Raw genomic sequence first — 14049 nt, forward strand, 5'->3', positions numbered from 1 at the left:
TTTCACTTTACAAGAAATGAATCTATTACATTGTATGCTTGTTTTGTAGAGTGCCCGTTATATTTTTCAGTGTACGGATTTAGAAATCCATGTTCACCGTGTAGTTGTTGTATTTCTAGTAAAGGATTTTTTTGTTGCTGCAATGTTTGAATTAAAGAGGATACTGAAAAACTAGCTTCTTTTTCAGGAAATATAAGTAGTGTAGCGCATGTAGGCTTTATGTGAACATAGTCGCGTATACGAGAACCGTAACATCCGATAATAAAATCTATTTTCGGATTGTTACTACATAGCCATGAGATGGTAGCTCCAACACTAAAGCCGATAAGTCCAATATGTGTATAACTACTAGAAAGATGAGAAATGAATTCTTCAATTTGCTTTTTTCCATAATCAAATCCAATATGATTTACAAAATGTTGATATGCTTTTTCTTCATCACGATAATGAAATGCATGTTGTAAGTGTAGAAGATTAGGACAGAATACGTCTATATGAGATGAAGTAAAGTGCTGGGTAACGTGATGCATATGGTCGTTCACACCATATATTTCATGAACAATAACGAGAGCTAATTTTTCCTTCATAGTTATATTGTGCCTCTTTGAAACTTAAATTCTTTCTCAACAAGGCAAATACGCAGATGGAAGTTTTCATACCATTGCTCACGACCTCTTTTTTTCGCTTCTTTATGTAAGGCGTTCTTCTTCCAATTTTCAATTGCATCAAGTGATTCCCAATAAGAAATTGTTATTCCGAGCCCAGAATTACCTCGTGCACTTTCTACACCTAAAAATCCAGGTTGTTGCTTTGCAAGCTCCTCCATTTTTTCGGCAACGGTATTATAGTCTGTTGTATCATTTGATAAATTAGAAGTGAATATCACGGCATAATAATGATTCGCCTTTTGTGAAGCATTTTCCATATAAATTCCCCCTTTAATAAGTATTTTAGCATGTAAAAAAAAGAAAAGAAGCATGACGCTTCTTTTCTTTTTTACGCTGTGAATTTTAATCCAGCATATATTTTACGACCCTTTTTTTGAATCCAACACACTTGTGCATTTCTCTTTTGAATATTACGCTCTTCCATTGTTACTTGTATAATTTGGTCAATTACAAGTGGGATGTTCGTTTGTACTTGGCACCCACCTGTACTATAGTCGATAATGGTCGCTTCAATTGGCATCCCATTCATATGCAATATTCCAGGGGACATCAGTTGCTCACGTATATGTTGTCTGCGAAATTGTCTTGGTGCTTTTTTTGTGTTTTTTATGAAAGATGCAATTGCTAGTGTAAGAAATGCTTTATCGTACACCTTTTCCACCCGGTCATTAACCGGTTTACTAAATAGATGAAGAATAAGTTTACAATATTGCTCATGGGATACATCATCAAATGATACACCAACTTGTACAGAATTTTCTTGTCTCCGAATCCATTTTTTTGTACTATGAATCTTTTCTACCTCGCCAAAAGATAGCATATAGGAAGATAGACTTGATAAAGTTTCAAATGGAATGGAGGAATCTAATTCAAAACGTGCCCCCGTGTCACTAATATCAAGGACATTGCAAGAAATGATCATATCTTCGGCATATAAAGTACCTGGTAAATTTACTACGAAACGTTCTGAATTTCGAAAACGCGGTCTTTCAAATGCTACAAATAGTGAAGTGACAATAGCTATCCCGTTGTATAGTACCCAGAAAATATTAATATATAAGCTCTCTCTTTCAATATGATATTGCTCAGGGTATAAGAGCATAAGTGTTGCTCGAATAAGTGCAATAATTGTTAAAATGAGTAATATGAGATGAGGCATGCTTGCAATCCATAAAAAATGCCTTGTATTATTTTGAACTCCCTTTCTTGTCACATGAAATTGAAACTTCTTATGTAAGAAAGTTTCTGATAAAATAGCAAATCCCATATAAGGAGCCATAGCAACTTCGTACACATGACTCCACGTAGTTGTTCGTTTTTTATTAGAAACAGCTTTGAAAATAAGCTGTGATGTTAAAAAGGCAGGTGCCCAGAACATAAATAAGTGCATGAAATTAATTTCTAAACTATAAATATCAAATACTAAAAATAATAGCGGTGCTAGTAAAAATATCATTTTATAAACACCGAAAAACCAATAATGAATTCCATCTGCATATAAAAGACGCTGCATAAAAGATAATCCTTTTATAGTGAAAGGATTCCATTTTTTTACGACTTGAATGTTCCCTCTACACCAGCGGTCCCGTTGTTTTAATAAATCACTAAATGTTTCTGGGGATAATCCAACAGCTAGTGTTTCATTGACAAATATAGTTTCCCATTTGTTAGCTTGTAGTAGCATACCAGTTGCCATATCTTCAGTAATAACTCCAGTCGCAAATCCTCCAATTTCTTCAAGCGCGGTGCGGCGAAATAGGGCGTTACTACCAACATACATCGTAGCATTAAAGCGATCTTTCCCTTCTTCTAACTGGCGCATAAAGAAATCTTGTTCATTGGCGATGTTATCTTCAAAAAACAAATTATATTGGAAAGGATCAGCATTATAAAAAACTTGTGGTGCTTGAACGAATACAACATTATTTTTAGAAAAATAACCAATCGTTCGCTCTAAAAAGTTAGCTCGTGGTATCATATCGGCATCCATTGTTACGATAATATCACCTTTTGAATGAAGCATCGCATGATTTAAATTTCCAGCTTTTGCATGCTTGTTTTCGGTGCGAGTTATGTGATGAACAGAAAAATCTGCCGCAAGTTGCTTTACACTTTCACGGCGCCCGTCGTCACAAATATAAATGTTTAGTAACTCTTTCGGATAAGTAATCAACGTACAACCAACTACAGTACGTTTTAACAAATCGATCGGTTCATTGTAAGTGGCAATAAATATGTCGACAGTAGGTAGTTTTTCAAAAGTGGATAATGGTACTTCTTTCCGTTTATATGGTTTCCATGAAACAATGCTAAAAACGATAGATTGTAAGTAACCAGCCCATTCTGTAATTAACAATATAATACCAGCGATAATACTTATGAGATTAATAGTTGGTAACGAATAAAAAGTTCGCCAAATAAGATAAATAGCATTACAAATGAGAAATAGAATAATAAGTAATTTTTTTGACCATAAATATTTGTGTGCAAGGGCGTAAGTAATAATGATTACGAAAAAAATAACACCTAAACCTTCGTATATAGAGAGGCTCATACAATTCCTCCTTTATGTATAGAGTTGGAAATAGAAAAAACTTTATGTTATTCATCTATAAAGATTTAATTATTTTCAGATTGTACAATATCACAAAATATAGGTTTAGAGTATAAAATTTACATTTTCTTATTATAAGCTTAAAAAATTAGAAGAAATAATAGTTGTATTTTTGATTCATAAGAAAAATGCCACTTCAAAAGAGAAGTGGCATTTCTTATATTTCCTCTAAGCTATTAACTGGAACAGTTAATTCGCGTCCTGGGTTTTTTACTTCATATATGCGGGCGGTTTCATTGCTTTCATCGACGTGTTGAATCATAACAGGCATGCCTTGAAAACTGACATTGGCTTGTTCCGCTGACACAGAAAGCTCTATTGCACGTTGTATATTCATTTATATTCCTCCCATCATTATTATCTTTGCTAAAAAAGAGGAATAATATACCATTTAGAGATATTCTTAAAGTTTTTGTATTATTTGTAATGTTTCTTTAATAAATGAAGAAAAGATGGAATTAGGATAACCATCCATCGTTTGAACTGCTTCTTTTGCTTCTTTCAGAGCAGCCGTTTTATCTTGAAGTTCTATATGACACAGGGCACGATATGATCCAGCTGTTAATAACCATGACTGATCAAGTGGATGACTCATATAATCTGGAATGTTAGCACGTTTTAATGTTTCCAAAGCTTCCTCGTAACGTTTTAAACCATACAGAGATTTTCCTTTTTCAAGATAATACAATCCATCGTCTTGAAAAATCGGTACATCTTTTAGTTTTTCTCGGAATTGTTCTAAATGTTCTAATGCAATTGTATATTCATTCGTAACGGTATTGTAGTAATAAGCTTTTAATATATCTATATTTGCAGCGGATAAAGTATCTTCTGTAAAAATGGCAAATTGCTCCGATTTTTTTATGTAATATAAATATCGTTCTTTATCGGTTGTAATGATTTTTTGATAAGATAAAATACGGTAAAATTCATCTGTTTTATAATACACTTGATGTTTTTTTGAAAATGCAAGTGCATCTAAAATGATTTTTTCACATTTTTCATAATTACCATATGCGAGTAAAATAATTGCTTCTTTTAAATATAATTGTATATGTGTAATAAGATCCATTTCTAAATTCTTCGTTTTATATTCATCGCGAATTCTGGTAATCAACTGTAAACATTCTTTATATTTTTTCCGTTTGTAGAGCATATAGTAAAACAGTAGTTTCGTTTCAGTACTTTCGCGATACAAAGTATATTTTTCAAATATAGAAACAGCTGTTTCAACGTAATATTCAATATTGTAATCGTTCATAATGGCCGCTCCAGTTATGAACTGCTTATATAAACGTGCTGTATTTAAAGTAAGAGGTAGTTCTTTTTGAACGATAGGTAGTAAAGTTTCATATACTTCATCGCATTTATTTGCTTTTATTAATGGCTCCATTTTTTGAATGAGTGCTACAATTTCTACATCATCTTCTTCTAATAAAAAACTCGTTTCACATCCAAGTTTTTCAGCAATATATTGTAATGTTTTCATGGAAGGCGTAGCTTTTCCATTTTCAATTTGACTAAGCATACTTTTTGTTAGTACTGAACCTGCTAAATCAGTTTGAGTAAGCTTTTTTTCTTTTCGTAACGTTTTAATTTTTGCACCGAGAGTAGCCATTATATGCTCCTTTATAATTTTAAAGTTAAATACAATTAAACTTTTTGTTGTAAAAATTGGAAAGTTAATTATATAATAAGTTTAACACAATTTAACTTTTAAGGGGAGAGTGTCATAATGGGGGATGTAAATATAGGTCAAAATGATTGGAAAATGAAGATTGCAACGAGAAATATTATTTTAATGATGATTGGAAAAATGACGTCCTTGTTAGGAGCGGGTATTTATACGTTTGCAATGGGATTATACGTATTAAAGACAACGGGTTCAGGAATGGGGTTTGCAACTACGCTTATTTGCGGATCGATTCCAAGGCTGATCTGTGGACCGATTGCTGGTGCTGTAGCTGACCGTGTTAATCGAAAATGGCTTGTCATCGGTACTGATTTGTTAAGTAGTTTAACAATGCTTATTATGTTTATCCTTGCAACTACTTTTGGGCCATCACTTCTGTTTATTTATGTTTCAGCAGCATTATTATCAATTTGTGCGAGTTTTTATTCTGTTGCATTAACTTCATCTATTCCAAGTTTAGTAGATGAGGGACGTATTCAAAAAGCGAGTGCTTTGAACCAGACGGCAGCATCTTTATCAAATATTTTAGCACCGATTATTGGTGGAGTTGTATTTGGTTTCTTTTCAATTAAATCGTTTTTCCTATTAAATAGCATTACGTTCTTTTTAGCGGTTATTTTGCAATTATTTATCGTATTTGATTTATATAAAAAAGAAGTGGCTGAAAGTACAGAGCATTTCTTGACGAGTATAAAAGAAGGTTTTTTATATGTAAAAAGACAACGTGAAATATATGGTTTAATGAAAATTGCAGTAGGGGTAAACTTTTTTGCGAGTGCACTTTTCGTTTCACTTCCATATATTATTGTTCAAAATTTGCATCTATCTTCGAAGCAACTCGGTGTTGTAGAGGGAATGTTAGCAGTTGGGATGTTAATTGGTGCAATTGCGTTATCAGTACGTAAAGAAGTGAATAATCCGTTTCGCTCTGTTTATATTGGGTTGTTTTTATTTGCGAGCTTGAGTTTATGTACAGTGTTTCCATTAGTAGTCACCATTCCGAAAGTAGCAAGTTTTATTTACTATATCGCTTTTATGATGTTAACTGGTATATCAATGATGGTTGTAAATATTCCGATGCAAGTACATTTGCAAAAGACGACAAATCCAAATTATTTAGGACGCGTTTTCGGCTTACTTGAAACAATTTCTACTGCAATCGCACCACTCGGTATGATTGTGTATGGATTATTATTAGATATGTTGCCAACTAGCATTGTTATGATGACATTAGGCGGAGGCTTATTGTTAGTTGTATTAGTAGGAGTAAAGAAGCATGTAATGAAAAAGCAAGTGGATGTGTCTGCCTAAAAGGAAATTTGACTTAACAAAATAAAAATGACCGAATTAGTATTTTAGTTTTTGAAACTCTTTTTCATGTATGTTAAAGTAAAGTGAGCTTGCAAAGAAAAGGAGACAACAGCATGAAAAAATTAAGTTTTGTTATGCTTTTTCTATTAATCGTAATGGCTGGATGTAGCAATTATGACACATATATTGAAACAGGTATGCAATCATTGAAAGATGAAAAGTATAGTGATGCAACAATGTGGTTCGAAAAAGCAGAAAAAGAGAAATCAGGAAATGAAGCGAAATCATATAAAGAAGTTGCTGAGAAAATGGATCACGGGGCAACAGCATTAAAAGACGGTAAGTATTTAGAAGCGAAAGACATTGCAAATGAAGTGTTACAAAAGAAAAAAGATGATGCACTTGAAAAAGCTGTAACATCAAATGCAGAGAATATGCTTCAAAAAGCAAAAGATGTAGAAGAGAAAGTGAATGAAAGAGTAGCAAAGCGTAGAAAGGTAGAAGAAGAAGGAATCGATAAAATTATTAAAGCTGTCGATAGTATAGATGAAGTGAAAGAAAAAGAGAAGAAAGTATCAGAAGCATTAGATAAGGCTGAAGAGGCGCAAGCAAAAATTGAGGCAAAGAAAAATAAATAGATTTATAGTGTAAAAGGCTGTCGTGCATAACGACAGCCTTTTAATTTTTTGTTGCAAATGAATGGATGCTCTGTAGTAAAAAAGAAATGATTTTAGAATTCCATCTGTCCTCATGATGAATCGTATAAATATTACGCTGAAATTCAAATTCTGGGATTGGTATATAGCATAGCTCATTTCGTTGTATTTCTTGCTCAATAGCAAGTTTAGAAATAAAGGCAATTCCATTACCATATTTTAAAATTTGTTTCATCGTTTCTAATGAGTCTAATTCAATTTCTGATTGGAATGTAATGTTATGAACTGACATCCATTTTGTAAGTAAATCTCTCGTTGTAGATGGATTACGATGCAATAGTATGCGTTCCTTTTCGATATTTTGTAACGATACATTTTCTTTCTTTGAAAAATGATGTTCTTTGGAAAAGGCAAGAACAAGTGTATCAGGTATTATATTCGTTTGTTTTAAAAGTGGTTCATCAAATGGAGCAGCGGAAATTATCCCAAGATCGATTTCGTGATTTTGTAGCATCATTCGAATTTCAGGGGCTGTTTTAACTAGTAGCGTTATTTTTATATTGGGAAATTCACATTGAAATTCATGAACGACTTCTGGCAAAAGATAAGTCGCTGGTACATAACTAGCGCCGATTGTTATAGCACCTTTATTAAAATCTTTAAACTCTTGCGTGACACGTCTAGCTTCTTTCATAAGTGCATCTATTTTAGAAGCATAATGGTGCAAAGCCTCACCAGCCTCTGTTAAGAAATACCTTCCAGAACGTAATTCGAATAAAGACACACCGAGTTCTTCTTCTAAGCTTTTTATATGAAATGTAATAGTTGGTTGTTTAACGCCAAGTTTTTCTGCAACGATTGTAAGCTTTTTGTATTTCTTAATAAGTACTACAATTTCTAATTTTAAGAGATTCATTATGAATTGCCGCCTTTTTTATTTTAACTATAGAAAAAATCTATAGAAATAAATAGTTTATTAGAAGTTTTTTAATTTAATCTTTACAGTACATTAACATTCAGTATAAATCTTCCATATAGAATGAAAGCAGGTTAAGAATGAGGGGAGAGAGGTGAAGCAATGGATATTACAATTAGTGGATTAGAAAAGACATTTGGAAAAACACAGGCGTTAAAGCCGTTGCAGATTGTAATGAAACAAGGGGAATTCACTACACTTTTAGGGCCTTCGGGGTGTGGGAAAACGACTTTACTTAGAATGATAGCAGGGCTTGAAGAACCGGATAAGGGAGAAATATATTTTGGAGACCAGTGCATGTATTCTGCTACAAAAAAGATAAAGACATCTCCTCATGAACGGAATATCGGTATGGTATTTCAAGATTTTGCTTTATGGCCGCACATGACTGTTTTTGAAAATGTTGCATTTGGTTTAAGGGCTACAAAGCAAACGAATCATTTACGAGAAAAAGTAGAAGATGCGATAAAGCGAGTTCGCTTGCAAGGTATGGAGAAAAGGTATCCACACGAACTTTCTGGTGGACAGCAACAACGTGTCGCATTCGCTAGAGCAATTGTAACAAAACCTCATTTTATTTTGTTTGATGAACCACTAAGTGCACTCGATGCAATTTTGCGAGAAGAAATGAGAATAGAGCTTATGGATATCGTTCATTCCATTGGTTTAACTGCACTGTATGTCACTCACGACCAAACAGAAGCAATGTCAATGTCAGACCAAATTATTGTCATGAAACAAGGAGAAGTATTACAAAAAGGAACACCGGAAGATATTTATGTGAAACCGTCTCATGAATTTGTTGCCAAATTTATTGGTAAGGCGAATTGGCTTGTAGAGGGTAAGAAAATGATTCGTACAGAGCATGTGAGTTGGACAAAAAATGATGTGTGCGAAATGTATACAGGTGAAATTAAGCACGTTACATATGTAGGGGAACGTTATGAAGTGAAAATAAATATGGGGAATTTAGGCATCTGGACAGCCTATAACAATAGTAAGCTAAGCATCGGGAAACCAGTATCGTTATATGTACCAAAAAAATGTATTCATCATATAGGGGGAGAATCGTATGAAGAAATTCAGTTCGCTTAAGTCTTTATTTGTATGTACTTTACTATTTTCTACTGTAGTAACAGGTTGTAGTTCAAAGACAGGTAATGCAGATGCAAAAAGTACAAATACGAATGAAAAGAAAATTGTTGTATATAGTGCAGGGCCAAAAGGGTTAGCAGAAAAAATTCAAAAAGACTTTGAAAAGAAAACTGGTATAAAGGTAGAAATGTTTCAAGGGACAACTGGTAAAATTTTAGCGAGAATGGAAGCTGAAAAGAAAAATCCAGTCGTTGACGTTGTCGTACTCGCTTCCTTACCAGCGATGGAAGGATTAAAGAAAGAGGGTCAAACGTTAGCTTATAAAGAGGCGAAACAAGCTGATAAGCTGCGTTCTGAATGGTCAGATGATAAAGGGCATTATTTCGGGTATAGTGCTTCAGCATTAGGGATTGTGTACAATACAAAAAATGTGAAGACAGCACCTGAAGATTGGAGCGATATAACGAAAGGAGAATGGAAAGGGAAAGCGAATCTTCCAGATCCAGCACTTTCAGGTTCAGCATTAGATTTTGTAACAGGATACGTGAAAAAGAATGGACAAGATGGATGGAATTTATTTGAGCAGCTTAAGAAAAATGAAGTTACAGTAGCAGGAGCAAATCAGGAAGCGTTAGATCCAGTTGTAACAGGTGCGAAAGATATGGTAATTGCGGGTGTTGATTATATGACGTACAGCGCAAAAGCAAAGGGGGAACCTGTTGATATCGTATATCCAAAAAGCGGAACAGTTATTAGCCCACGTGCAGCGGGGATTATGAAGGATAGTAAAAATGTTGAAGGTGCAAAAGAGTTTATTGATTATTTATTATCCGATGATGTACAAAAACAAGTTGCTAAAGCGTATTTATTGCCTGGTAGAACAGATATAAAAGCTGAAAATAGACCAAATGTAGAAGAGATTCCAGTATTAAATATTGATTGGAAAACAGTTGAGAAAGAGCAAGATGAAATAGGAAAACAATTTAAGAAAGTATTTCAATAAGATGGTGATTCCATGGTAAATCGATTCGTATCAGTAAGACAAGTTGGAATGACGGTAGCGTTATTACTTGTGGTGATGTTAATCGTCATTCCACTTTTTCTTATTTTATTTTCTAGTGTATATGAAAATAGCAGTTGGAATTTTTTAAAGCCTTTTGAAGTGATACAGAGTGGTGGATTAGCTGGGATTTTTCTAAATTCGATGCTTCTAGGTGTACTCGTTGTAATAGGAGCTACAATATTTGCATTTCCATTGGCGTTTATTATGAGCAAAACAGATGTAGGAAAGTATAGTAAGTTAGATATTGTTTTTATGATTCCATTTATGACACCGCCGTATATTGGATCGATGGGCTGGATTTTGTTCATGCAACCTAACGGCTATTTTGAACAATTTCTTCCGATGCTAAAGACGATTTCATCATCGTTTTTTAGTTTAGGAGGTATGGTCTTAATTATGAGCCTGCATTTATTCCCATTCCTTTATTTCATGCTGAAAAATACGTTACTTCAGATTGGGAGTAGTAAAGAAGAAGCTGCAGCAGTTCATGGCGGAAGTTTTTTCTATCGTTTAAGAAAAATAATATTGCCGTTATTAGTATCAAGTTATGTAATGGGTGCTTTACTCATTTTCGTAAAGACGATTGCTGAATTTGGAACACCGGCTACATTCGGACGTAGAATAGGATTTCACGTATTAACATCAGAAATTCATAAATTTATTTCGAGTTGGCCAATTGATTTTAGTAGTGCAACAGCATTATCTTCTTTATTACTTAGTGCTTGTATGCTCATTTGGTATATGCAAAATGTATTGAATCGAAAGTATTCATATGCAATGGTTAGTGGAAAAGGTGTGAAATCTAAAAGATATACTTTGTCTATATTTACGCGCGTTGTAGCATGGATGTATGTAATTGGTTTATTAATCGTATCAATTGGAATTCCATACTTTTCTATACTTATTGCTTCTTTGTCAAAATTAAGAGGCGGCGGATTACATGTAAATAACTTAACAACAAGCCATTATGAGGCATTGTTTACGATGGGATCTCCGGGATTAGAGGCTTTATGGAATAGTTTTCTTTTTTCGCTCGTAACAGCGATTATTGCGGTAATTATTGGAGTCTTTTTCGCACTTATGATTCGAAAGGGGAAAAAATCCTCTGAAAAGTGGCTTGATATGTGCGGTATGTTACCGAATATGGTACCAGGAATCGTTATGGTGGTAGGTCTTATTTTGTTTTGGAATTCACCATATATGCCCCTGTCAATTTACAATACACCAATCATGGTTATCGTAACGTATGTTGTTCTGTTTTTACCTTACACGGTGCAATATGTAAAATCATCACTTGGACAAATTGATGATTCTCTCATGCAGGCCGGAAGTATTTTTTCTGGAAATTATATTTATATTTTTAGAAAAATAATATTGCCCCTTATTATCCCGGGTATTCTTGCTGGATGGGCGATGACATTTACAATTTCGATAAGAGAGTTAGTAGCATCGCTTCTCGTATTACCTCCATCAGTAGAAACGTCAGCAACATTTATTTTTGCTCAATTTGAACAGGGTGAAGTATCTATAGGAATGGCGATGGCCGTTGTTTCTGTTGGACTTACAACAATATGCTTATTACTGCTGCAACATATGGAGCAAAAACGAAAAGGGGTAGCATGATGAGAGTGGAAGTATGGGGAGGAGCAGGAGAATACGGTCGCTCCTGCTATTTTGTAAAAAATAAAGAGGCGAAAATAGTATTTGATTGTGGTATTAATCGATCATATGAGAATAGTTATCCAAAAATAGAGAGAGAAGCTGTTCCGTTTTTAGATGCGGTATTTTTATCACATATTCATGAAGATCATACGATGGGTTTACCTTTATTAGCGAAGTATGGATATAAGAAAAAAATTTGGACGACTCGTTATACGAAGGAGCAACTGCCGTTATATTATGAAAAATGGAGAAACTATAATGTGATGAAAGGATGGAATTTACCTTATATCGACCAAAATATAAAAGATTTAAATTATGTATGTATTGATGAGATTAGTAATCCAAATGAATGGATACAAATTACTCCTACATTGCGGTTTCAATGGGGATATAGTGGGCATGTATTAGGAGCTGTTTGGTTTTTAGTTGATATGTGTAATACATACGTATTTTATTCAGGCGACTATTCAGCAGAGTCTAATATACTACGAGCTAATTTACCTGAGAAATTGGGCCACAATATAAAAGTCGCAATTGTAGATGCCGCTTATCACACAGATGATGTTTCGCAAAATGAACGTGTCAACGAACTATGTGCAGAAATTGAACGAGTTGTGCAAAATAAAGGAATAGCATTACTACCATTGCCCGCGCTTGGTAGGGCACAAGATATCGTATTGTATTTATATGAAAGGTATAAAGAGTTTCCAATTATAGTAGATAAAGAAATTTTGGCTGGATTTGAAGAGATGTTCGTATACAAAGATTGGATAAAAAATAATGAAGAACTTAAATGGGTTATGAAGAGTCTAAAAAGAAACATAATAGTTATGGATAATGACATTTGTATGCAAAATAGTTACGGAATAGTTGTAATGAGTGATGCGAATATGCAAACGAAACGAGCACAGTTATACTATGAACAGCTTCGGAATGAAAAACGGAATTCCGTTATTTTTACTGGGCATATTGCTAAAGGGAGTTTTGCAGAAAGAGTTATGAAAGAACATGTAAGGAGTACATGTAGGGTGAATCGAGTTTCGTATAAAGTTCACCAAAGTATAAGAGACGTTAAAAAGATGTTAAATACATTATTACCGGAACATACGGTGCTAGTGCACGCTTTGAAAGAGGATACGGATCGATTACAACAAAAGCTAAGTACAGCAGGATATGAAAATGTATATTCACTTGCAATGGAACGTATAGAAGTCAGTTAAAATGTAAAGGGGATAGGTATATGAAAAAAGTATTTGTATTCGTAAGCATTTTCTTTTGTTGTTTCCTTTATAACGTTAAGGAAGGGTTTACTGCTAGTCCAATGAAACCTAGTTTTGAAGTGAAGTTATTATTGAAGCCAGAACAAGTATTAGGTTATAACAAAGAGATGAAGCAAGAGGTGCTAGAACATTTCCAGGTTGGTACAAAATATGAAAGAATACAAGTGCAATTTTTAGATACTGCGAATAAAAGTTTAAGTGATGAAGGTTGGTTTGCTAGAATTCGAAAAAAAGAACTTAGTAAAGATTTTGAACTAACATATAAAAAAAGATACCCTATTCAAAATGGTGTAATTCAAGATGCACTAGAAGTAGCTAAAAAAGAAGGATTCGATAGTAATACGGATAGTTATGAGGCGGAAATAGATTGGGGATTTGAGAAGAAAACATTAAGCATTTCAAATAAGAAAAGCTACAGTGCTAAAGGATATGGGGTACTTGATTTACCAAATGAACAAGCTGCTCAAAACATGTTAATAGAAAAGTTACCAGGGAAAATGAACAAATGGTTGTATACAAATTGGGGAGAAGAGATGTTAAAGAATTCCCGTATTTATGGTCCTGTATTAATGAAACGATATACAGGAGAGTTTGAAAACATAAAAGCAAATATTGAAATTTGGCCATTAAGTAATACCGGAAAATTAGAAGATGACTTCGTAATAGAAGTGTCATTTAAAACAAATGAAGAAAGTATTGCGACAAAACAAAGGGAATTATTAATGGGGAGTTTAGAGAAAAAAGACTGGTTGTTACCGAAAGATAGTTTAAAGACAGAGCTTATTTTTCAGTAAATGAGAAAAAAGGAATCCATATTTCGTGGATTCCTTTTTATATATGAGTATTAAGCTAAATCATGTACAGAGATAATAAAGTTGTTTAATTTACAATAAAGTCATTTAAAAAATAATATAGTTGTTTAAAAATCCTTCTTCTACTAACGAGGCAGGTTAGTGGAAGAAATAGCAAGTGGGTTTAACTAGGAGAAGTGTCGATGACATTAAAGAAGACACCGAGGTGTCTTCTGTTTT

Annotated in this window: 13 protein-coding genes; 7 read left to right on the forward strand and 6 right to left on the reverse strand. The window is 33.7% G+C overall.

Features of this window, described 5'->3' with window-relative positions:
* Positions 1 to 2: 2 nt before the first annotated feature.
* From MHI26_RS08635 to MHI26_RS08655, 5 genes are all read right to left on the reverse strand, one after another.
* Positions 3 to 587: a dienelactone hydrolase family protein gene (locus tag MHI26_RS08635; RefSeq protein ID WP_000660118.1), complete on the reverse strand. Its 585-nt coding sequence runs from the start codon at positions 585 to 587 to the stop codon at positions 3 to 5.
* Between the two features lie 2 nt (positions 588 to 589).
* Positions 590 to 925 (reverse strand): antibiotic biosynthesis monooxygenase family protein, encoded by a 336-nt coding sequence (locus MHI26_RS08640; protein ID WP_000426495.1) that lies wholly within the window; start codon positions 923 to 925, stop codon positions 590 to 592.
* A 71-nt stretch (positions 926 to 996) separates the two neighbouring features.
* A complete protein-coding gene (locus tag MHI26_RS08645; protein ID WP_061666838.1) occupies positions 997 to 3222 on the reverse strand; it encodes a glycosyltransferase in 2226 nt (741 codons plus the stop codon).
* A gap of 217 nt (positions 3223 to 3439) precedes the next feature.
* Positions 3440 to 3619 carry an H-type small acid-soluble spore protein gene (locus MHI26_RS08650; RefSeq protein ID WP_001025734.1) on the reverse strand — a complete coding sequence of 60 codons (180 nt, stop codon included), beginning with the start codon at positions 3617 to 3619 and terminating at the stop codon, positions 3440 to 3442.
* A 66-nt stretch (positions 3620 to 3685) separates the two neighbouring features.
* On the reverse strand, positions 3686 to 4900 hold the full coding sequence (locus MHI26_RS08655) for a helix-turn-helix domain-containing protein (protein WP_061666837.1): 1215 nt from the start codon (positions 4898 to 4900) through the stop codon (positions 3686 to 3688).
* Between the two features lie 117 nt (positions 4901 to 5017).
* Between MHI26_RS08655 and MHI26_RS08660 the strand changes: the two genes are divergently transcribed.
* Positions 5018 to 6286, forward strand: a complete 1269-nt coding sequence (locus tag MHI26_RS08660; RefSeq protein WP_061666836.1) for an MFS transporter — start codon at positions 5018 to 5020, stop codon at positions 6284 to 6286.
* Positions 6287 to 6399: 113 nt separating this feature from the next.
* On the forward strand, positions 6400 to 6924 hold the full coding sequence (locus MHI26_RS08665) for a DUF4398 domain-containing protein (RefSeq protein WP_000736417.1): 525 nt from the start codon (positions 6400 to 6402) through the stop codon (positions 6922 to 6924).
* A gap of 40 nt (positions 6925 to 6964) precedes the next feature.
* Here MHI26_RS08665 and MHI26_RS08670 read toward each other — a convergent pair whose 3' ends face one another.
* Positions 6965 to 7858, reverse strand: coding sequence for a LysR family transcriptional regulator (locus MHI26_RS08670; protein ID WP_001050622.1), 894 nt, complete (start codon positions 7856 to 7858; stop codon positions 6965 to 6967).
* A 162-nt stretch (positions 7859 to 8020) separates the two neighbouring features.
* On the opposite strand from MHI26_RS08670, the gene MHI26_RS08675 reads away from it, so the two are divergent.
* The 5 genes from MHI26_RS08675 to MHI26_RS08695 are packed head-to-tail and all read left to right on the forward strand — an operon-like array spanning position 8021 to position 13812.
* Positions 8021 to 9013 carry an ABC transporter ATP-binding protein gene (locus tag MHI26_RS08675; protein WP_061666835.1) on the forward strand — a complete coding sequence of 331 codons (993 nt, stop codon included), beginning with the start codon at positions 8021 to 8023 and terminating at the stop codon, positions 9011 to 9013.
* The gene (locus MHI26_RS08680; protein WP_061666834.1) at positions 8991 to 10016 is read left to right on the forward strand and encodes an ABC transporter substrate-binding protein; all 1026 of its coding nucleotides are present in this window, start codon (positions 8991 to 8993) and stop codon (positions 10014 to 10016) included. Before MHI26_RS08675 ends, MHI26_RS08680 begins: the two co-directional genes overlap by 23 nt.
* A 12-nt stretch (positions 10017 to 10028) precedes the next feature.
* Positions 10029 to 11699 (forward strand): ABC transporter permease, encoded by a 1671-nt coding sequence (locus MHI26_RS08685; protein WP_061666833.1) that lies wholly within the window; start codon positions 10029 to 10031, stop codon positions 11697 to 11699.
* A complete protein-coding gene (locus tag MHI26_RS08690) occupies positions 11696 to 12958 on the forward strand; it encodes an MBL fold metallo-hydrolase (protein WP_061666832.1) in 1263 nt (420 codons plus the stop codon). The genes MHI26_RS08685 and MHI26_RS08690 overlap by 4 nt, the downstream gene beginning before the upstream one ends.
* A 20-nt stretch (positions 12959 to 12978) precedes the next feature.
* On the forward strand, positions 12979 to 13812 hold the full coding sequence (locus tag MHI26_RS08695) for a hypothetical protein (protein WP_061666831.1): 834 nt from the start codon (positions 12979 to 12981) through the stop codon (positions 13810 to 13812).
* Positions 13813 to 14049 lie beyond the last annotated feature (237 nt).

This window comes from Bacillus sp. FSL K6-1218, from assembly GCF_038006445.1.
In the GTDB taxonomy this organism is placed as follows: Bacteria; Bacillota; Bacilli; order Bacillales; family Bacillaceae_G; genus Bacillus_A; species Bacillus_A thuringiensis_S.

Coding starts and splice junctions, on each gene's coding strand:
- MHI26_RS08635 (WP_000660118.1), bottom strand. CDS start 587: ATGAAGGAAAAATTAGCTCTCGTTATTGTTCATGAAATATATGGTGTG.
- MHI26_RS08640 (WP_000426495.1), bottom strand. CDS start 925: ATGGAAAATGCTTCACAAAAGGCGAATCATTATTATGCCGTGATATTC.
- MHI26_RS08645 (WP_061666838.1), bottom strand. CDS start 3,222: ATGAGCCTCTCTATATACGAAGGTTTAGGTGTTATTTTTTTCGTAATC.
- MHI26_RS08650 (WP_001025734.1), bottom strand. CDS start 3,619: ATGAATATACAACGTGCAATAGAGCTTTCTGTGTCAGCGGAACAAGCC.
- MHI26_RS08655 (WP_061666837.1), bottom strand. CDS start 4,900: ATGGCTACTCTCGGTGCAAAAATTAAAACGTTACGAAAAGAAAAAAAG.
- MHI26_RS08660 (WP_061666836.1), top strand. CDS start 5,018: ATGGGGGATGTAAATATAGGTCAAAATGATTGGAAAATGAAGATTGCA.
- MHI26_RS08665 (WP_000736417.1), top strand. CDS start 6,400: ATGAAAAAATTAAGTTTTGTTATGCTTTTTCTATTAATCGTAATGGCT.
- MHI26_RS08670 (WP_001050622.1), bottom strand. CDS start 7,858: ATGAATCTCTTAAAATTAGAAATTGTAGTACTTATTAAGAAATACAAA.
- MHI26_RS08675 (WP_061666835.1), top strand. CDS start 8,021: ATGGATATTACAATTAGTGGATTAGAAAAGACATTTGGAAAAACACAG.
- MHI26_RS08680 (WP_061666834.1), top strand. CDS start 8,991: ATGAAGAAATTCAGTTCGCTTAAGTCTTTATTTGTATGTACTTTACTA.
- MHI26_RS08685 (WP_061666833.1), top strand. CDS start 10,029: ATGGTAAATCGATTCGTATCAGTAAGACAAGTTGGAATGACGGTAGCG.
- MHI26_RS08690 (WP_061666832.1), top strand. CDS start 11,696: ATGATGAGAGTGGAAGTATGGGGAGGAGCAGGAGAATACGGTCGCTCC.
- MHI26_RS08695 (WP_061666831.1), top strand. CDS start 12,979: ATGAAAAAAGTATTTGTATTCGTAAGCATTTTCTTTTGTTGTTTCCTT.